We start from the raw sequence: 21,572 nt of genomic DNA on the forward strand, positions 1-21,572 counted from the left end.
AATGTTTTTATTTTAACATGTTAGGTGAATATATCAATTGAGTAATCATGATGATTTACTGGAGGGATCCCTCCGCAAGCGACACAGTGTCAGTAAACTGGTCGTGCATCTGATCTTTATGACAAAGTATCGACGCAAGCTATTTGACGGACAGATGATCGCTCAACTGCGTGACGCATTTGGCTCCGCTGCGGCAAAACTTGAATGCGAAATTATTGAGATGGACGGAGAGCCTGACCATGTGCATCTGCTGGTTGCTTACCCGCCAAAACTGGCAGTCAGTGTGATGGTCAACAATCTGAAATCAGTATCGTCGCGCCTGCTCCGGCAGCAAAACACACATTTACGGATGCAAAGTAAAACGGGGCTTTTGTGNGAGCCTACGTTCAGAGTCAGTCAACGCCTGATTGATCTTTAAAGCCCTGCGGGCTTTTCGCCTTATATCCCCGCTCGCATTGGGCGAGGGTTTACGGCGTTTTTCGCTAAGGCTCAATGCGCTTATTTGAGGATTACTTAGATTTAGCACTAAGTACAATGACTTATTTTGAATGATTTCTATACCCTCATCTATCTAAATTAGGTACACTTTCTAATTATTGTATAATTTACATTCTCATCTTATAAAAATATTTTTATCTAAGTTAAAAACCATGAATTTACAAACATCTTCTAATAATGTATTTAAAATAAAGCCTGAGATTACAAAAATACAGAACATCTTACTCAATCCCCATCTCTCCATCCCTGATTACCAACGCCCTTATAAATGGACAACACAGCATATTGAACAATTTTTTATTGATTTATTTCATCATCAAGATAAGGAGGCTTGGCGAATTGGTACATTAGTAATTCATCAACATTGCTTAAATGAAAAAATAATAGACGATATTGTCGATGGACAGCAAAGAATTATTACTTTAATACTGATAATTAAAGCATTTATCTACGAACGATTAGAGACCAATTTATTCGATGACAACAATGAAATCGATAAAAAACTAAAAAAACAACTTTTAGAATTAGATAAAGTTATTTTTAATCCTATTTTTGATAATAAGATTTCTCAATTTAATATTCAGACTAACTACCAACTTATTTGTCAACATATTAATCGTCCCACATTTGGTAAAGAACAAATTGTTTTTTTATTGAACAATTGTGAGTTAGTTAAAGTAACTATTGATAATATCTCAGAAGCTTTCCAATTCTTTGATTCACAAAATGCTCGAGGACGAGATCTTGTTCCTCACGATCTACTAAAGGCATTTCATTTACGTGAATTTAGTACTCAGGATAGTGTGTTAAAAGAACATACCGTACATTTATGGGAAAATAGTAATAGTGAAACATTAAGTAACTTATTTGGAGAATACCTTTATCGAATTAAAAAGTGGATAAATGGGGAATCTGCTCGTAAATTTACTAAAAACGATATAGGCTTATTTAAAGGTGTTAATCTAGAAAAAAGTCATGCTTATCCCTGTGTTAAAGCTCTTCAAATGATACATCATGTTGTTGATGATTATAATGCTCACTACACAAGAAAAATTGATCACCAATCGATGATGTACCCATTTCAACTTGAACAAAAAATTATTAATGGTCGTCGTTTTTTTGAAATGGTTAGCTATTATCAAATGCTATTACCTCATTTAAAAAGCACTTCAGTCATGGATGAGGTGCATCTTACAGAAAATGCTAGAAATATTTTAACCACGATTAACACTTATAATGCAAGACATCGTATTGGTGATAGTTATGTTCGAACGATGTTTAATTGCCTACTTCTCTACTATTATGACAAATTCGGTATTGAACAAATTTCTGAGGCTATTGAAAAGATCTTTATATGGGCTTACAGCTTACGCTTAAATTATCAAGTATTACAATTGGCCAGTATGGATAATTATGTACTCGAAAACAATCTTTTTAAATTATTGAGAAACTCGATTGAGCCCACAGATTTTTTACAATTTTACTTACCTATTGTAGAAAAAAATTATTCTAGTAAGACAAATTCTATTGAAGAGTTATTTAAAAAAATGAGGTATATGTCGTGAGCCAACCTATTTCTCTTTCTGTTAAAGATCTACTTCAACATGCTCATTACATGATCCCTATGTATCAGCGTAATTACTCTTGGGAAAAAGGTGAAGTATCACAATTAATCAATGATATATTAGATTACTTACAACATAAAAATGCTAATTATTATCATATTGGTACTCTTGTTGTTTTTAAGCATGAACAACATAATAAAAAAGAAATCTATGAAGTTATTGATGGCCAACAACGTTTAACGACATTATCACTATTGATGATTTGGATACAAAAAGAATTAAAAAACAAAGATTTTTACTTTTCACCCAATATTGAATTTGAGTGCCGAGAGAGTTCACAAAACACCATTAATAGCCTTTTTAATTTAAACAAAAATAGTGACGATTTAAAGTCAGAAAATATTTATCCTATCAATAATGCTATTGTAAATGGTTATAAAATAATTAATGATTCTCTTATTAAAATCCTTAACGAACGGAATGTAAGTTTAGAAAAATTTACTGATTACCTCATCAATAAAGTACAAATTCTTCGAGTTGAAGTGCCTGCACAAACTGATTTAAATCACTATTTTGAAGTGATGAATAATCGAGGAGAACAATTAGAAAAACATGAAATATTAAAAGCTAAGTTATTAAGTATCCTTGATAGAATAAAAAATGAAAAAGATAAAAAATATAGCAAATTAGCATTGGATCTAGTTTGGAATGCTTGTGCTAATATGAATAGTTACATTCAATCTGGTTTTGACTCTACGCAACGCCAACATATATTCGGTGAAAATTGGGATAATTTATTACCATCAGATATAAATTCATTTATTCAATCGTTAGAAAATGCATCGACTGATAATAAGAATAATGAAAAAATCAACACTAATGATAACACATCAAAAAAATTCAATTTAAATGAATTAATCCAATTACCTTTTATCAAGGAAAATAAACAAAACTCTCCTAATAGTGAAGGCTCTGAACGTTTCCATTCTGTTATTTCATTTCCGAATTTTTTAATTCATGTTCTTAATATTGTCACTAAAGATGAAAAAATTGCATTAGATGATAAACGACTTTTAGACTTTTTTGATCAATTTCTTTTGAAACCCTCTGAAATAAATTCAAGCGATGAAAATATCATCAATAATGTAAGAAATTTTATTTGGTCATTATTAAAATGTAAATATCTTTTTGACCAATGGATTATTAAACGAGAATATATTGAAAATAAAGATAGCTGGAGTTTAAAAACTTATCGTAAAAGTAATAGCAAAACGCATTATTATGCTAATACTCATGGTAAAGAAGATCATGATGATATGACCCAGCGTTCACTTATAATGATACTTTCTGCACTTCATGTGTCGACCCCTACACAAGCATATAAATATTGGCTCAATGGCGCATTAAATTGGCTTTATAATGCCCATAAGGTACAAGGAGAGCTCTACTTAACTTATTTAGAAAAGATGACAAATAGATTCGTTTTTGATCTTTGGTTAGTACCTAACACACTCTCTTATCAAAAAATAATTTATTCTTCTGAAAGTGAAATAGAAAAAAACATTGATAAGAACAGAAAATATTTCAGCAACCTATGTGAAAACTTGCCCAATAATAAAGAAATTGAACATCTAGAAAACCGCTTATCTTATGGAAAAATAGCACATAATCTTATATTCAATTACTTAGATTATCTATTATGGAAAAAATATTATAATAGCGATGACGCCATAAAAAAATTTGAATTTACATTCCGAAGTTCTGTTGAACACTATTACCCACAAACCCCTATGAATGGGTATGAAAAATGGGAAACTAATAAGCTAAATAGTTTCGGTAACTTATGTTTAATTAGTCATAGTAAAAACTCACGATTAAGTAATCTCATGTTTGAAGCAAAACAAAGTTATTATCATAACAATGATATTGACAGTATTAAACAACACTTAATGATGAAAGAAAAAGTTTGGAATTATGATAGCTTAGACTCACACTATAATGAAATGAAATCCACGTTAATCTCATCGCTAGATATATAATTCTATTAATAAAAAAGGCACTTTTTCTATTGAATAAGTGCCTTTATATTATGTGAGTGCTTAGTTAGTGTTGATGGAGTTGATTCTTTTTACGGGGCTCTCCGCCCATAGAAACGCGATAGCGATTAAAGATAAAACCACACCAAACCACTGCAATAATACTTAATATTGTTCCTGCATAGCCAAGATTTGTCATACCGGCATGTAAAATAACCTGATTACCAATCAATGCCCCAGCACCAATACCGATATTAAAAATACCAGAATAAATAGACATAGCGATATCTGTTGCATCAGGCGCTAAATCAATCACTTTGACTTGCATCCCAAGGCCAATACACATAAAACCAATTCCCCAAAATATAATCAACACAATAAATGTTGTTAAATTTTGGCTACTTATCATTAATAAACCTAAACACGCAGTGAGTAAAACAAGAGCAAAAAATAAGAATGATGTTGGCATCTTGGCACTATAACGACTAAATAACACACTACCAATAATGCCTGCACCACCAAAAATAAGTAGAACCAAGGTTGCAAAATTTTGATCTAACTTTGCAATATCAATAACAAAAGGTTCAATATAGCTATAAGCTGTAAAGTGTGCTGTAACTGCTATGACCGTTAGCAGAAAAATCCCCATTAATGGAGCACGTTTTAATAACACAGGCACACTTTTTAATGATCCTGAATGTTCACTCGGTAATAAAGGCAAATAACGCATTAACGCAAACATGGTAATTAAAGCTAAAACGCCAATTCCCATAAATGTTGCACGCCATCCTAACCACTGCCCAACAACACGACCTAAAGGCAAACCAAGTACCGTTGCTAACGCAGTTCCTGTCGCTAATAAACCTAATGCCTGAGCTCGTTTACCGGCAGGCGCCACCCTAATAGCCAGTGACGCGGTAATAGACCAAAACACAGCATGAGAAAAAGCGACACCAATACGCCCTGCTATCAGAGATTTAAAATCCCATGCTACGCCAGATAAAACATGACTTAAAATAAAGATTATAAATAAAATAATAAGTAACTTACGTCGCTCAACTTTACTGGTCATTATCATTAAAGGTAGAGACATTAAAGCAACAACCCAAGCATATATCGTGATCATTAAACCTGTTTGAGCTGGGATCATTCCAAAGCTTTCAGAAATATCACTTAACAGAGCAACAGGAACAAATTCTGTTGTATTAAAAACGAAAGCCGCGAATGATAATATTATTACTCTGATCCATGCTGTTTGACGGCTAACTTCATTTACGTTTGATGTTGCGATATTCATAGTTAATTGATATTTTCTTAAATTATATTGATATATATACCATGCTTTTTTGTAGAAGCTTTTATCTGATTTGCTTTTCTTACTTGAGCTATAAAATGGATTTATTACATTGAAAATAAAAAATAGCATAAAGATAAAAATGCATTTTATTAGAAACAAAAAATAAACCAAATTATCACTAAACTTCATTGCTAAAGCGAATCAGCTATTAATTTTAGCATATTCATATCGCAACTTTAAATCCCCTTAGCAACTTCTTTTTAACGTTAACATAATCTACTAATAGTAAAAATGTAGATATAAATGATCGGTTACTACTTTATGTTGAAGAATGAAAATTTACTCTTTTTAATAAAAATATATCGTGTATTCATTGAATTAAGTTAAGATATATTAATTTAATAACCGAAAATAATCTTACTGTTGGATAAAAGATAAATAAAAATAGAAAGGATATTGAGATTACTGACTTAAGTCATTAATAACTTGAAGTGCTTGCTCACAAGCAATGTTTTTCGTAGGCGATGTTGAACCATTAAAAGCATTTTTGATAGTCGAAATTTGTTCTTTTGCTGGTCGTGGTAACACTAAATTTCCATTAGAAAGAGCTTTTTCAACATCGTTTAGTTTTTCAGCTAACTGCTGGCAACTTCCATTATTATCTTTAGATTGATAAAGAGCCATAAGCGTATCGCGTTTTGCTTCTACGGTAGAAAGAGTTTCACGTAATGTTGATGATGAATTTTCAATCACTTCGCGGCTTTCACTCCAAAATTCATCTGTATTTTCTTTAATCACAGACACCATTAAAATAGCGACAAGAATAGCTAGCATAATTGTCAGCGATAATACCCCTCCTGTAATAATAAGTATCTGTTTCATATAAAACCCCACATCACATATAAATTATATTTTTTTAAGATTTCTTTTTAATATATATAGTTTAAATAAACCAGGTTCAATCTGAATTACGATTCTTTTTATTTTTTACATTTTATTACGGAGGTATACAGTTCTATTTATTTTTACCTCTGAAAGAACAACAAATAATAAATCGATAAGAGTGTCATTTATTAAGCACAATCTATCTTATTTTTCATGTTTTCCTTCTAATACTCTTATTAAAAAACAAATAATTTTCAAATAGTTAATCCATACTTTATAATTACTTGACCACAGCAATATTAATTATTTTATATCGTATAGAGCCCATCTGAAGAGATTGAAAATATAATATTTTCAACCCCAAATTTAACCATGAAAATTGAAAGATGAACTCATAAAAGTAATCAATTTGAAACTCAATTCCTAAATAAACACTGATACACGAAGCGTCTTCTATACAAATTATTAGCCATACTTACAAATCAGGAATAAGCTTAATTGCCTAAGGGATCTTAGCGATAACATTTATCTCAATAAATATGTATCAATATCTCTTTTGAAGTTAAAACATAAGCTATATTTAATTAGGATGATTATTAACTTATTATCTCAATAGGATATCAAAATGCAACTCGACTTTTCTTACTACAATCCGACAACTATTTATTTTGGAAAGAATTCCCTTGCTAAATTAAATGATGAATTACCGCGTTATGGCGAAACAGTTATGTTGATGTATGGCCGTAATGCAATCAAGTCTAGTGGCTTATATGATGAAATCATAGAAATACTAAAATATGCAGGTAAAAAAGTGGTTGAGTTACCAGGTGTTATGCCAAACCCAACGTATAAAAAAATGATGGAAGGTGTTCAATTAGTTCGCGAACACAATGTCAGTTTAATATTAGCGGTTGGTGGTGGCTCCGTTATTGATTGTGCGAAAGGCATTTCCATTTCAGCTTATTGTGAAAATGAAGATCCTTTTCAAAAATATTGGATTGAATATCAAGATGTGACAAATAAAATTGTTCCAGTCGCATCAATTCTTACCATGGTAGGTACAGGCTCTGAAATGAATGGGGGCTCGGTCATTACTCATGAAGAGACTAAATATAAAATTGGGCGTTTATTTCCTGCCAATGTATTTCCAAAGTTTTCAATCTTAAATCCAGAATATACTTTTACAGTTTCTCAATACCAGATGGTGAGTGGTGTATATGACACAATGTCTCACCTAATGGAACAATACTTTTCTGATCAAGGTGCAAATACAACCGATTACTTAATTGAAAGCTTATTAAAATCTTCTATTGATAACTTACGTATCGCACTTAAAAATCCAACGGATTACGAAGCAAGAAGTAATCTTATGTGGAATGCAACACTTGCATTAAATACCCTCACAGGATTATCCAAAACTCAAGATTGGCAAGTTCATATGATTGAGCACCAATTAGGGGCTTATACAGATTGTGCACATGGAATGGGACTCGCTGCAATTTCTCTACCTTATTATCGTTTTATCTATAAGTTTGGTATTGAAAAATTTGTACGCTTTGCAACTCAGGTATGGGGAGTTTCCCCTGAAGGAAAAACACAAGATCAAATTGCCCTTGAGGGTATTGATGCACTAGAACGTTTTACAAAGGAATGTGGCATTATTACTTCATTAGAAGCCTTAGGTGCAACAAGAGAGATGCTTCCAGAAATTGCACAGTCAACCACAATTATTGGCAAAGGCTATAAAAAGCTAACAACTAAAGATGTGCTAGATATTTTAGAAGCCTGTTTTTAAACATGATCTTAAAAAATGAATATTATGTAAGTTGTTAAAAACAAATTGCATATCAAGATTTATCATAAGTAAGGTGATTATTTATAGATAATCACCTTACTTTCTACAAATCAGCATAATAATTACGCATTTCCAATTCAAAAAAGTAATTAATTTTTTGATAGTAATGCCTATACATATCGAATAGTTTATAATCATAACCATAGATTATGATTAACACATAAGTTATTACTTACAGTGTTATTTTTTCATTCGAGTATAAATAAATCTAATTATGCCCAAAATATTAATAATACAAAGAGATAACATTGGTGATTTAATACTTACAACACCATTAATTGATGCTCTTTCCCGTGAATACAATACAAAAATTGATCTTCTCGTAAATTCTTACAATCAAGCAATCTTAGAAGGTAACCCTTCTGTCGGAAATGTACATATTTACAGTAAGTTACATCATAAAAAATCAGGACAATCGTCCTTAAAGCTCATTCTAAGTCGCTTAAAAATTATTTTTGATATGCGTCGTCAGCATTATGACATTGCAATTGTTGCTCGTGATCATTGGGCCAAAAGAGCATTACAATGGGCAAAATTATCCGGAGCTAAACGAATTATCGCTATTGGCGATGATGCACCATCAGCAGTGACAGATCCCATCCCAACACCATCTAACAAAGGTCATATCGCTGAGTTATTTTGTCAACTAGCTCACCCTCTTGGAATAGAGAAAAAAGCAGGCCCTTTAAAGTTGTATGTTAAAGACGAAGAGATCTCTACAATTCGTCAACGCATTAAAATAACTGAAAATGTTCCAGTGTACGGCTTACAAATTAGTTCACGTAAACCACAACAACGTTGGCAAGCAGAAAAATTTATCGCGTTAGCGCACCAATTAACACAACGCGAAAAATGCCATATTCTTCTCTTTTGGTCGCCAGGAAGCAATGATAATAAGCAACATCCTGGTGATGATGAAAAAGCACAGTTTATACTCGAACAATGCAAAGATATCCCTATTACGCCAGTACCTACACAAAATCTTCGAGAATTAATGGCGGGTATGTCTTTATGTGATCAGATGCTAACCAGCGATGGTGGAGCATTACATATTTCAGTTGGTGTTGGTGTGCCAACAGTAGCCATGTTTGGTAATAGCGATGCTGATTTTTGGGGACCATGGCATATTGCCAGTGAAGTACTGAAAGCACCTGAAGATACTGTAGGACTTCTTACGGTAGAGGATGTATTGACTCGTTTTATTACATTAAGAAATCGAGTTACTGCTTCAGATACAAAGAACTAATCACCGATTACTCATAAAAAACAATATTTAAATGAAAATCACCTTATTACTACAACTAATAAAGTGATTTTCATTTTTTATGATCAAAAAAAAGACCTCAATGAGGTCCGTTTTTTATATGGTGCCCAGGGCGGGACTTGAACCCGCACAGCCTTACAGCCGAGGGATTTTAAATCCCTTGTGTCTACCGATTTCACCACCTGGGCTAAATTGTATTTACTTGTTATGCATAATACTTGCTTATACAAACTAAATAACAAATAAATTTAAAGCATTTACGTCTAAAACTGCTAACTTTAGTTTTTTGCTTTTCTCTCACTAACTTATCGCTAGAGGAAGAAAAAACGGACCTAAGTTAAGGTCCGCTATTCATATGGTGCCCAGGGCGGGACTTGAACCCGCACAGCCTTACAGCCGAGGGATTTTAAATCCCTTGTGTCTACCGATTTCACCACCTGGGCTAAATTGTATTTACTTGTTATGCATAATACTTGCTTATACAAACTAAATAACAAATAAATTTAAAGCATTTACGTCTAAAACTGCTAACTTTAGTTTTTTGCTTTTCTCTCACTAACTTATCGCTAGAGGAAGAAAAAACGGACCTAAGTTAAGGTCCGCTATTCATATGGTGCCCAGGGCGGGACTTGAACCCGCACAGCCTTACAGCCGAGGGATTTTAAATCCCTTGTGTCTACCGATTTCACCACCTGGGCTAAATTCTGTGGTGCGTCCGTAAATTCTTACTACTAAGAGAGATACTGGTATGGACGACTTATTTACTTTTCACTGCCATTTAGAATGGACTTTCTTTTTGCACCAAACTCTTTATCTAAAAGAGATGGTGCCCAGGGCGGGACTTGAACCCGCACAGCCTTACAGCCGAGGGATTTTAAATCCCTTGTGTCTACCGATTTCACCACCTGGGCATTAATGGAGGCGCGTCCCGGAATCGAACCGAGGTACACGGATTTGCAATCCGCTGCATGACCACTCTGCCAACGCGCCTCAACTGCTCAATCTCATAAGAGATTGGAGCGGGAAACGAGACTCGAACTCGCGACCCCAACCTTGGCAAGGTTGTGCTCTACCAACTGAGCTATTCCCGCTTTACCGAACTTGCTGATTTACTTATTTATTTCTGTAAACCGTTGTGCCTTTCGATGCGTTGCATTCTACTGATTTCCTGAATCTAGTCAACACTATATTTGCATCTTTTTGACTGTTCGGTGAATTTTCAGTCATTTCGATCAACCTTCGCGCAAATCTGACCACGCAGCGCTCAAATATTGAAACATTGACCAGAAAGTCAACACTGTTGCGATATATAATAAAGCGAATCCAAACCACTCTGCTTCAACCGTAGGACGCCATAATAACACAACCAACGATCCCATTTGTGCGGTCGTCTTCACTTTTCCTATCCAAGAAACAGCAACACTGTTACGTTTTCCTAATTCAGCCATCCATTCCCTTAATGAAGAGATAATAATTTCACGAGCAATCATTGTTGCTGCTGGTAAGGTTATCCACCACTCATGATAGTACTCAGTAATTAAAACAAGTGCTGTTGCAACCATTACTTTATCCGCTACCGGGTCAAGAAAAGCGCCGAAGCGGGTAGTTTGTTTCCATCTACGTGCTAAAAAACCATCAAACCAATCTGTTGCAGCTGCTACCATAAAAATAATAGCGCAGACTAATGGAGCATCTTTGAATGGTAAATAAAACACCAAAACAAAGAATGGAATTAGAGCGACACGAAATAGAGTTAGCCAAGTTGGGATATTTAGTTGCATAGCGTTCTACACGACCTAGAAAAGTGAGAGTTATTAATATGGTGCATCAATACACTTAGTGTTTCAACGCATTAAAAATTTTTTCTGCTAATGCAGTCGAAATTGTCGGAACTTTCGCAATTTCTTCAACACTTGCATCTCGTAAAGCTTGTAGCCCCCCCATATATTTCAACAACATTTGACGACGCTTAGGTCCTACACCTTCAATAGACTCCAGTGAGCTGGTATTTTTTACTTTTGCTCTACGTTGACGATGCCCTGTTATCGCATGACGATGCGATTCATCACGAATATGTTGGATCAAATGTAACGCAGGCGAATCAGAAGGCAACGCCATTCCTTCCCCTTCTGGCACAAAAAACAAGGTTTCAAGCCCAGCTTTACGATCACTCCCTTTTGCAACACCAATTAATTTCGGGTGTGATTTGTCCCAATCAACATTAAGAGAATCAAATACCTCTATTGCTTGTGCTAATTGCCCTTTACCACCATCAATAAAGATAATATCTGGAACCTTACTGTCTTCTAATGATTTACCATAACGTCGAGTTAACACTTGATTCATCGCTGCATAATCATCACCAGGAGTAATACCACTGATATTATAGCGTCTATATTCCGATTTTAATGGGCCATTCATGTCAAATACTACACATGAAGCCACAGTTTGCTCTCCCATAGTGTGACTAATATCAAAACATTCCATTCGTTTTATCTCTTTCATATCAAGAAGAGACATCAAAGAGGTATAACGTTGTGATATTGTCGATTGTTCGACTTGTTTTGAAGCCAATGCCGTAGCTGCGTTTGTTCTAGCTAATTTCAAATAGCGCGCCCTATCACCACGCGGTTTTGTTTGAATTTGAATCTTTCGCCCTGCAATTGAAGATATAGATTCAGAAAGGATCGCCTTATCTTCTAGATTAAAATCGAGCAAAATTTCAGTTGGCAAAGTGCGAATTGCACTACCTTGTAAATAAAATTGACCAATAAAAGTCTGAACAACTTCATCAATTGAAGTATTTGCAGGAACTTTAGGAAAATAACTCCGACTTCCTAACACCTTACCTTGGCGGAAAAAGAGAACATAAACACAAGCAATCGCACCATTAAAAGCAACACTGATCACATCAAGATCATCACCAATATTGGCGACAAATTGTTTTTCAGTCACTTGTCTTACAGCTTGGATTTGGTCACGAATGCGAGCTGCCTCTTCAAAACGTAATTCTTGGCTAGCTTCTTCCATACGTTTAACCAACCCGTCAATAACCTGTGTATCATCACCTGAAAGGAAAAGCCTCACATAATTAACTTGTTGAGCATATTCTTCATCAGAAACATAACCTTTTACGCAAGGAGCAAGACAACGGCCAATTTGATATTGTAAACAAGGTCTTGAACGATTGCGATAAACACTGTCTTCGCATTGACGAATAGGAAACAATTTTTGCATTAATGCCAATGTTTCTCTTACTGCGAATGAATTAGGAAAGGGGCCAAAATATTCACCCTTGGCATGTTTTGCACCACGGTAACTAGCAAGTCTAGGGTGTTTATCACTGCTTAAATAGATATAAGGATAGGATTTATCATCTCGTAACAATACATTATAGCGAGGTTGATAACGCTGGATATAGCTATGTTCAAGCAATAAAGCTTCCGTTTCTGTATGGGTGATCGTAACATCAATATTTGCGATGCACTTCACTAAAGCTTCAGTCTTACGGCTATTTACCTGTGTACGAAAATAGCTAGAAAGCCTTTTTTTCAGATCCTTAGCTTTACCGACATAGATTACTGTGTCTGTCGCATCATACATCCGATACACACCTGGTTTATCAGTGAGTCGGCTTAAAAATGCTTTGGCGTCAAATTTGTCTTCCACTTTGTAAATGACTCTCTATCTCAATTAACCCATAGCGTATTGCTATATGAGTTAATTCTACATCACCTGAGATTTTAAGTTTACTAAACATTCGGTAACGATAGCTATTTACTGTTTTTGTATTAATATTCAGTTCACTGGCGATTTGTGTGATTTTTTTCCCTCTGATAATCATCGACATAATCTGCAATTCTCTTTCAGACAGATGATGCAAAGGATTTAATTCTTGCTGTAATTTTGTTAGTGCGATTTCCATCGCTAACTCTTGGCTTATATACCGTTGACCGATGCAAACCTGTCGAATAGCTTGCAGAATATTGTCACAAGAAGTATCAACAACAATAAAACCCTCAATACCCAATTGAAGAAGTGTTATTGATAATATAGAGTCTGTTTTTGGTGAAATAACAATTATTTTAATTGATAAAGAAGAACGCTTTATTCTTTTTATAGAGTCAATTAATGAGACTGAAGGCGTTGAGTAAAAAATAATAAGATTAACCGAAAATTGTCGGCAATAGCGAAATGCATCATTTTCATCATTCATTACCTTTCGGATATTAATTTTTTTAATCTGACTAAGCAGTGTTTTTATTCCCAAGTTAAATATTTCAACTCGACTTATTATCAATGTATTTATCAATAACTCTTTCCTTTTAAATTAAAACATAACAAAGAATGTTAAATCAATTTTTATAAACCTTAACATGACCATTACACTATAATAAAAAAGGCTCATATAGAAAAGAGCCTTTAAAAATATAAAAAATCAATAAATAAGATATTATTGATTGAACATATTCATAATATCTTGCTCTGTTAGCATTGGTGTTTTTTCTACAAAATTATAATAATGAGGCTTGCTATCTATATAAATTTGCATTGTCAGTTTGCTTTCTTTCGCATCAGGAAATAACCCTGCTGACACATAGTAAGTATGGGGTTCTTTTAGATGGTAAAAAAGATGAGAGCCACAATACTTACAAAATGCTCGCTCTCCCCATGAAGATGAATCATAACGTGTTATATTTTCTTCGCCTTCAATCTTCAAATCTGATTTGCAATCAATTGAAAAACCTGGTCCTCCATTCCAACGTAAACACATACTGCAATGACAAACACTGAGCGCAGAGATATCTTGTGCTGTTGATAATTTAACTTTACCGCATAAACATTGACCTTGATGCATTATAGTTCTCCTTTCCATTAAATCATGCATTAATCATTTAAGATTATATGCATGATTTAATTTATAAAATAAACACAATGCAAGCATAATTATTGCTTACACGCCTGTATTGTTACTTTGCCTTTTCGGTGGTAATGGTGAGAAATATCCAATTAATAAAATCAGTATTGCAACACCAATAAAGGCTAATGCTCTAAGTAATCCACTACTTAATGATGTATCAATTAGGAAAAGTTTAGCGATAACCACCGCCAACAATACACCACCAATAAACCATTGTGAACGAGACTTCTTACGTGTCGCCATCACCATTGTCACTAGCGCAGTAATTGCCCAAATAATTGCTAATACTGTTTGGATCACTTTGGAATTAATTATTGCATAACTCGACCAATCAATATCTGTTGCAAAGACTAATCCTCTTAATAAAATGCCATTTGCCCACCAAAAAATCATCGCAGGAATAATGTAATTCAATATAGGCAAGTTATTTTTCAATAATGCTTGATATTTAGGTGAGCATTTTATTACTGAAATAAATTGATAGCCAATCCATATTCCAATAATCCCGATTAGATCCATCAAATTAAATAATGGAATAAATTTAATACCACTTTCAGTTCCGTCATTAAAGTTTGCAAAGATCAAAGAAAGAACCAGTAAACCTAAAGCGGGCAAAGTCACTACCCAATAAGCATTTTGGTACTCTTTTATCCAATTCACTTTCATTGCTAGCATGTAACTTATTGCGATAAATAAACTTATACCCAAAATAATACTTGCGAAATGTAGGCTCACATAAAGGTACGTAACATCCATTAACCAAATAAATTCAGTAAATAAGAAAAGACCAATAAAGATAAGATGCATACTGTGGATTAATGCTTTATTGATCCTTTGTTTCAACAATAACGTATTTACTTTAAGTAAGTAGAAACCACTCGCAAAAATTGTGATCCAGATAATTGTACTTAACCCATTATCAATTAACGAACCTGAAAGATAGATATACACCAACATAATAAGCGCCGACATCGGCCAGAATAAAATAGAGCAACTTGCTAACTCAGAAAATTGAGCTTTTCTCCCTGCAAAGAACATACCCCAGCAACTAATAAGAATAAAAGCAAAGGTAATAGATTTTACTTCTGGAGAGAGCCAATGTTCACCATATTCTTGTAAAAGTAATACGCTATATCCCCAACTTACAGTAGAGATAAAGAGTGTCACATATCCAATAGCTCGATTATCAAGATGAGTAAATTGAGCTCGATACCACAGTACTCCGACAGTAAATACAACAATGACTTGTGTTACAAGCATTAACCAATCACCTAACGAGATAATAGGCATGTTAAATAATAAAACGAAAGAAACTGCAACTAAAATAGTCCCTGCAATAGCCGGTTTCTTTTGCTGCTGTAAAACAGAAAATGCAAGGATCATCACCCCTTCAATTGCCCATACAATCGATATCCATTCAGCAGAGAATGCAAATGGTACGGCTAAAGTGGCAAAAGTAGCAGAAAGCATCAAGAAGGCAATTGCCAGTAATTTACCCTCTTCACGATAACGCTTAAGTACAAACCAACTTAGTGCAAAATAAGCTAATCCATAAAGAGATGAGGCAATAGCAACTCCATATGGCCATTCTGAGGCTAATCGATATTGGAAAATAAAACCAATTAATGGTGTACCAAATAGTAATGTGGCATCAAAAGGAATATTAAGTTTCAGTTTATTTTTCAGTGTTGAAAGTTCTGTTGCAATACCAAAAATCAACCAATTCGCAATTAAAAATAACTGACAAGGTAAATAATCCGCATGAGTGTAATTTGGTATTGCCCATATAAAACCAATACCAAAAGTGAAAGCGAAACCAATCAGATTTAATAAACGCCAAACTTGCCAATGGCTAATAATAAGAATACCAATTGAAAGAATAAGATAATAACTAAACAAAGCTATATAATTGCCACTTCCCGTGGACAATAAAACAGGAGCTAAATATCCGCCTAATGAGGCTAATACAGCTAAACTAATTGCTCGATGAAGAACCGCTAAAATAACACTGACAATACAAATCAAGACCATAATGGCTAAAGCGATGCCAATAGGAATAAAATCATAAATTTTAGTCGCAGCAAAAATAGTGATGTAAAACCCACCAATACCGCCACCTTGTAAAATTAATGCATATATCAGATTTTTCTTTCTAAGCCACCAGCCAATACCTAATAAGGCTAAACATCCTGTTCCCGCCATCATTAAACGTGTTGATGCTGAGACAAGCTCATTATCAATACTGTATTTAAGTAAATAAGATAAACCAAAAAAGAGTAATAACATCCCTATTTTAGCCAGCGGATTTCCTGTTACTACCCAATTCCAAATAAGTCCCAAAATCGATTTCTGTTGGCGTTTTGAGCGAGGATTTAAATTAGGTCTATATTGCGATGCCGGTCGATTTACTTGAGGTGTAGCATTTTCTGAATGACTGGTTTCAGATCTCGTAAGGCTTGCACTTGCCACACCCGCTCTATTCTCCATAAGCAGATCTGATGCTGGTTCAACATATGTTTGTTTTACCTCTTTTTGGTAATGATGAGCAAAACGGCTTGTTGCTACCTTCGGCCGATATGGTTCAGGCTCTTTAGGTGTAGGGGCTGTTGATATTTCTGGCTTACTAGATTGTTTGTTTTCAAGGTTAATATCATTAACCCTAGAAGATTGCACAGATGGATTTTCTTCATTAGGAAAAGTTTTATTAAATGCCTTTTCTTGTGATGCTTGTGCATGTTGATATACAGGTGTACCGTTATTCTCCGCCTTATTTTGCACCGGTTCTATTGTGTCAATAGATTCAACTGTTTTAGATTGATAAGTTGGACCCGTTGGTTGAGGCTCTCTTTTTATATCACGGGATAAATCCTTAACTTCACATTTCTGAGTATCAAGCTCTGTGCGAATATCCACAGCGTTATCTTTATTTAATAACTTAAATAATTTCTCTTGTTGCTCAGTAAACTTTTCTTCAAGCTGTTTAATTCGATGTAACAATGAGTTGCTATTTATATAAGCGTGATATTGCCAATACAAAGATACCACGACAAATATTGTAACAATGAGCGTCAAAAAGTCGTCCATAAACCTAATCCTTTTGCGTTAAGCATCACATAGTTTTAATCTCTTCCCCTTAGTTATACTTTAATTTTCACAGATTTATCTTAGTTTATTCCTAAATAATCTATTTCGAGAACTCTTGATTTAAACCTAGCACACAATTTCGAAAAAAAGGTATGATCGGTAACCTAACTTAATCTTCCATTTATATCGCAAAATACACTCATAATATGAAATTAAATGACGAATTAACTAATGCTATCGCTTCTGTAACAGAAGCAGCAGCTATTGCAGCAATGCCTTGGATTGGCAAACAAAATAAAAATGCAGCAGATGATGCTGCTGTCAGTGCCATGCGTGAACGTTTAAATAACCTAAATATCAATGGTGAAATTGTCATTGGTGAAGGTGAAATAGATGAAGCACCTATGCTCTATATTGGCGAAAAAGTAGGAAATGGGAAAGGCGATAAAATAGAAATTGCGGTTGACCCTATTGACGGTACACGTATGGTAGCTATGGGTGAAAATAATTCCCTAGCTATTTTAGCCGCTGGCTTTGAAGGCAGTTTTTTACAAGCTCCCGACATGTATATGGAAAAATTAATTGTTGGTAAGCAAGCTGCAGGTGTGATTGATCTTAACCATTGTCTTGAATATAACCTTGACGCTATTGCTCAAACATTAAATAAACCTATTGAACAACTAACTCTTGCTATTTTAGATAAACCACGTCACCACGATATTATTAAAGATCTACGCGCGAAAGGTATTAATGTTATTACACTCCCTGATGGTGATGTTCTAGCTTCTTTATATGCCACAATGCCTAATAACAGTATTGATGTTATGTATGGTATTGGTGGAGCACCTGAGGGAGTAATTAGTGCGGCTATCGCTAAAGCATTAGGCGGTGATATGCAAGCACGTTTGATTACTCGGGATATTGCAAAGGGAAATAGTGCAGAAAATAGAGAATATGCGGTCTCTGAAATTGCACGTTGTCATAAAATGGGTACAGATGTAAATATTAAATTGTCATTAGACACATTAGTACGTAACCAAGATGTTATGTTTGCAGCAACAGCAATTACCAAAGGTGATTTCTTATCTGGCGTTAATCAACAAGCTCAATACCTACAAACACACTCTTTGGTCATTAATGGTTCAACGCATACATTACGTTATATTGAAAATTTCCATTTACGTTAATGCCTCATTTTGTCTTCTTTTCCTTGAGACATAAAAAAGCGGCACTTTATTAAGATGCCGCTAAATTTACTTCAAGGGGTATATTTATTGTTATTTACTCACTTCAGATTTAAGCCAACAAATTAGCTGGATTCTCTACACATAATTTTTTAATAATAGATTTATCAATGCCACGTTGAGCCAATAATGAAAGGAATACATTAGGAACAAATCCCCAACCATTTCCCCCATTTTTCGCCCACATCTGTTTTAAGAACACATCATGGCTTAATACGATTTGGCTACCATAACCTCTTTCAATTAAGGTTGCGACAGCTTCTACGGTATCCATAACACTTGGTGCAGCGCCTTCTTTAGGGAAAGAGATATCCAGACCAATCATATCAAACTCAAGCCAAACACCGCGATCTAACATTTTGCATTGATAATCAATATCTTTACCTGATGGATCCGAGTGTGCCAATGAAATCTTAGCGGGGTTACATCCCATTTCTGTTAATAGAATATCTAAAACTTCATCACCACGACGTTGCCAACCCGGCATATGAATATTCATTGAAACATGAGGATTACTATTTTGCGCAATAGCAGCAGCACGTAAACTATTTTTTTCACCATCAGTAAAGAATGGAGAAACGCCAATTTCGCCAATCATACCGGCACGAATATCAGTACCATCGATACCTACATTCAATTCATCATCAATGATTTTTGCCATTGCATCAATATCATCAGCCAAACGCTTCCCTTCAAATTTTTCAATATAAAGTCCTGAAGATGCAACAACGTTAATACCGGTTATTTCTGCAACTTGTCTTAATTTTCTAATATCACGTCCAATTGATGAAGATCCAGTTGCATCAACAATTGTTCTGCCTCCTAACTCTTTGAAGTTATTTAATTCAAAAATAACATCTTCGATAGGCTTCTTATCCATATTATCGCAACAGCAATATGGATCGTATTTAAGTCCCCACTGAATATCTGCACTCACTTTTTTATCAACTAACACATGCGAGAATTCATAAAAAGGTTCATCAACAACACCTGAGAGATCATTAAAAAGGTGTTCATGGGGCAATGTTAACCCCATATCTTCTTTTTTCACGGGGCCAGTTACGGTTTGAATATAACCTTTCATTACGATACTCCTACGCTTTTGCTGACTTAGTCGCTCTGAATTCAGGGATTGTAGTTACAATCGCACCCACTAACGCAAATAATGTACCGATGATTGTCACTAAATAAACGGTATTGCCTAATGATGGTAATAATAAGTCAATTAATACAGAACCTAATAACTGACCCGCTGTTGAAGCAACACCTAACATCAGTAAGCCTAAACCACGAACTAAAATAGCCATTAATGCGATAGACATAAGCCCTAAAGGACCACCTAAATACATCCACCAAGTACCTGGTAATTCAAGAGTGAGATGACCTAATGCCATGCGAACAATAAGAGCAATCGTTAAAACAGTGAAACCAACAATAAAGTTCCAAGTGATAGACACCATCATAGAACCTGTTGCTTCTGCAACTTTAGCGTTACCTGCGGGTTGCCAGCCTGCTAATAAACCAGCAAGGAAAGGTAAGATTGCTAAATAAATAAATGAGGTTGAGTGCCATTGTGGAGAAACTACAAATAAAGTTGCAACAACAGCTAATATTGCACCTAATACACGATATGGTGTGAAATATTTTTTCTCATCAACACCTACACCAAAGCGGTCACATAGTAAGCCTGATAATAAGAGTGCTGAAATTAATGCTGTTTGGAATGTTGCAATTCCTAACGCGCTTGCAGAAGCCCCTTCAGAGAAAACAACCATTGCACCACAAAGGCCTGCAAACCAGTTCCATAATGGAATTTTGCGCGTTTTAATTAAACTTGGAATTGAAGCAAATTGCTGGCGATACTGTTTTTTTGACATAATGATAAAAAACATTACCACTAAACCACTGGCAAAAGAGATAACTGCACTCGCATTACCATCTTTTAAAACATGTCCTAACTGCCCATTCACCGCAGACTGCATTGGTGATAGCATACCAGCTAACACAGTTGCTAACATCAGCAATGGTGTTGATAAATTTTTTGTACTCATAAGATGTTCCTTTTGGATTATTGGCTATGAGTGATTTCTTTTTTTATTTTTCAAGTAATCGGTTTTTATTAGCGCAGAGCGACAACTCTGCGCTTTTTTACTTTTTATGACTGTTATTCTTAATTCTAATTAACGAGCAATTTGTTTAAGAATGTTAAACCACATATCCGCATAATGAGGCCATGCTAAAAACTCTTTGCTACCCCAATGAGGAGAACAATCACTCATAAAGCAGCCTGTTTTTCCTTTTTCGAACTGACCAAATACCAGCAATGGATCTTCGCCAATATTTAAAACAGTTTCTGTATTCTCTTTAGCTGAAACTTTGTTATAGCCAAGGAACATAGGCCATTCACCAAAACCTTTTACTGATGCATGATCAGCATTTACAGCACTTGCAAATACACCTTCAGGCGCTTCTACACGATCATCACCATCCAGCATTTCAACAGGCAGAACTTCTGCAAGTAATGTATTTTTGTAGTTTGCTTTAGCCTCAATACCCATAAATGACAGGTAACCACCAATCATTAATAAGCCACCGCCATTAACTACAAACTCTTTAATTAACCCTAATGCGTTAGGAATAACTTTCATGTTATAGAAAGTATCGTTTTGCAGAAGGAACGTATTTGCACCAATATCACTAATAACAATGACATCGTATTTAGCCAATGCTTCAGCCGTTTGTGGAAATGCAACCTGAACGGTATGAGCAGGCATATAATCAACTTCAACACCCTTTTCTCTTAAGCAACTTAATAAGAACGTTGAACCTTCTTCATATTTGCTGGAAGTGAAACTGTCGTAGCCTTTGGAGTGGATCATATGAATGTGCCATGACTCACCAATAAATAAGATTTTCATTTTTA

At 34.7% G+C, this 21,572-nt stretch carries 15 protein-coding genes, 6 tRNA genes and 1 pseudogene; 6 read left to right on the top strand and 16 right to left on the bottom strand.

The window, feature by feature from the left end; all coding sequences use genetic code 11:
* Positions 1-37: 37 nt before the first annotated feature.
* From tnpA to DK858_RS16710, 3 genes and pseudogenes are all read left to right on the top strand, one after another.
* A pseudogene (gene tnpA / locus DK858_RS16695) lies at positions 38-394 on the top strand (IS200/IS605 family transposase); the annotation flags it as partial.
* 256 nt (positions 395-650) lie between these two features.
* Complete coding sequence (locus DK858_RS16705; protein ID WP_109398371.1) at positions 651-2,063, top strand: DUF262 domain-containing protein; 1,413 nt, start codon at positions 651-653, stop codon at positions 2,061-2,063.
* Positions 2,060-4,102 carry a DUF262 domain-containing protein gene (locus tag DK858_RS16710; protein WP_228407352.1) on the top strand — a complete coding sequence of 681 codons (2,043 nt, stop codon included), beginning with the start codon at positions 2,060-2,062 and terminating at the stop codon, positions 4,100-4,102. Before DK858_RS16705 ends, DK858_RS16710 begins: the two co-directional genes overlap by 4 nt.
* Before the next feature lie 64 nt (positions 4,103-4,166).
* On the opposite strand, the gene DK858_RS16715 is transcribed toward DK858_RS16710, so the two are convergent.
* Both DK858_RS16715 and DK858_RS16720 read right to left on the bottom strand, forming a co-directional pair.
* Complete coding sequence (locus DK858_RS16715) at positions 4,167-5,396, bottom strand: sugar transporter (protein WP_109398372.1); 1,230 nt, start codon at positions 5,394-5,396, stop codon at positions 4,167-4,169.
* A gap of 462 nt (positions 5,397-5,858) precedes the next feature.
* Entirely contained in the window at positions 5,859-6,278 is a 420-nt protein-coding gene (locus DK858_RS16720) for a hypothetical protein (RefSeq protein ID WP_109398373.1), read from the bottom strand.
* A gap of 628 nt (positions 6,279-6,906) precedes the next feature.
* On the opposite strand from DK858_RS16720, the gene DK858_RS16725 reads away from it, so the two are divergent.
* Together DK858_RS16725 and DK858_RS16730 are read left to right on the top strand one after the other, a co-directional pair.
* Complete coding sequence (locus tag DK858_RS16725; protein ID WP_109398374.1) at positions 6,907-8,076, top strand: iron-containing alcohol dehydrogenase; 1,170 nt, start codon at positions 6,907-6,909, stop codon at positions 8,074-8,076.
* Positions 8,077-8,350: 274 nt separating this feature from the next.
* A complete protein-coding gene (locus DK858_RS16730) occupies positions 8,351-9,382 on the top strand; it encodes a glycosyltransferase family 9 protein (RefSeq protein ID WP_194294860.1) in 1,032 nt (343 codons plus the stop codon).
* A 119-nt stretch (positions 9,383-9,501) separates the two neighbouring features.
* Here the strand turns inward: DK858_RS16730 and DK858_RS16735 are convergent.
* The 11 genes from DK858_RS16735 to DK858_RS16785 form a co-directional block, all read right to left on the bottom strand.
* Positions 9,502-9,588: transfer RNA gene (locus tag DK858_RS16735), tRNA-Leu, on the bottom strand.
* Between the two features lie 168 nt (positions 9,589-9,756).
* Positions 9,757-9,843, bottom strand: a tRNA-Leu gene (locus tag DK858_RS16740).
* Between the two features lie 168 nt (positions 9,844-10,011).
* Positions 10,012-10,098: transfer RNA gene (locus tag DK858_RS16745), tRNA-Leu, on the bottom strand.
* Between the two features lie 126 nt (positions 10,099-10,224).
* Positions 10,225-10,311: transfer RNA gene (locus tag DK858_RS16750), tRNA-Leu, on the bottom strand.
* 5 nt (positions 10,312-10,316) lie between these two features.
* A tRNA-Cys gene (locus DK858_RS16755) sits at positions 10,317-10,390 on the bottom strand.
* Positions 10,391-10,415: 25 nt separating this feature from the next.
* Positions 10,416-10,491: transfer RNA gene (locus DK858_RS16760), tRNA-Gly, on the bottom strand.
* A 141-nt stretch (positions 10,492-10,632) separates the two neighbouring features.
* Positions 10,633-11,181, bottom strand: coding sequence for a CDP-diacylglycerol--glycerol-3-phosphate 3-phosphatidyltransferase (pgsA, locus tag DK858_RS16765; protein WP_075674025.1), 549 nt, complete (start codon positions 11,179-11,181; stop codon positions 10,633-10,635).
* Positions 11,182-11,236: 55 nt separating this feature from the next.
* The gene (gene uvrC, locus DK858_RS16770) at positions 11,237-13,069 is read right to left on the bottom strand and encodes an excinuclease ABC subunit UvrC (RefSeq protein WP_109398375.1); all 1,833 of its coding nucleotides are present in this window, start codon (positions 13,067-13,069) and stop codon (positions 11,237-11,239) included.
* Complete coding sequence (locus tag DK858_RS16775) at positions 13,053-13,616, bottom strand: LuxR C-terminal-related transcriptional regulator (protein ID WP_228407354.1); 564 nt, start codon at positions 13,614-13,616, stop codon at positions 13,053-13,055. Before DK858_RS16775 ends, uvrC begins: the two co-directional genes overlap by 17 nt.
* A 237-nt stretch (positions 13,617-13,853) precedes the next feature.
* Positions 13,854-14,258: a GFA family protein gene (locus DK858_RS16780; protein ID WP_109398377.1), complete on the bottom strand. Its 405-nt coding sequence runs from the start codon at positions 14,256-14,258 to the stop codon at positions 13,854-13,856.
* Positions 14,259-14,354: 96 nt separating this feature from the next.
* On the bottom strand, positions 14,355-17,405 hold the full coding sequence (locus tag DK858_RS16785) for a DUF2339 domain-containing protein (RefSeq protein WP_109398378.1): 3,051 nt from the start codon (positions 17,403-17,405) through the stop codon (positions 14,355-14,357).
* Between the two features lie 206 nt (positions 17,406-17,611).
* Between DK858_RS16785 and glpX the strand changes: the two genes are divergently transcribed.
* A complete protein-coding gene (gene glpX, locus DK858_RS16790) occupies positions 17,612-18,592 on the top strand; it encodes a class II fructose-bisphosphatase (RefSeq protein ID WP_109398379.1) in 981 nt (326 codons plus the stop codon).
* 109 nt (positions 18,593-18,701) lie between these two features.
* Here the strand turns inward: glpX and DK858_RS16795 are convergent, their stop codons facing one another.
* From DK858_RS16795 to DK858_RS16805, 3 genes are all read right to left on the bottom strand, one after another.
* Positions 18,702-19,733 (bottom strand): methylphosphonate esterase, encoded by a 1,032-nt coding sequence (locus DK858_RS16795; protein ID WP_109398380.1) that lies wholly within the window; start codon positions 19,731-19,733, stop codon positions 18,702-18,704.
* Positions 19,734-19,743: 10 nt separating this feature from the next.
* On the bottom strand, positions 19,744-20,700 hold the full coding sequence (locus tag DK858_RS16800; protein WP_109398381.1) for a DMT family transporter: 957 nt from the start codon (positions 20,698-20,700) through the stop codon (positions 19,744-19,746).
* Between the two features lie 129 nt (positions 20,701-20,829).
* Complete coding sequence (locus tag DK858_RS16805; protein WP_109398382.1) at positions 20,830-21,567, bottom strand: glutamine amidotransferase; 738 nt, start codon at positions 21,565-21,567, stop codon at positions 20,830-20,832.
* Positions 21,568-21,572 lie beyond the last annotated feature (5 nt).

Source organism: Proteus faecis (assembly GCF_003144395.1).
Classification (GTDB): domain Bacteria; phylum Pseudomonadota; class Gammaproteobacteria; order Enterobacterales; family Enterobacteriaceae; genus Proteus; species Proteus faecis.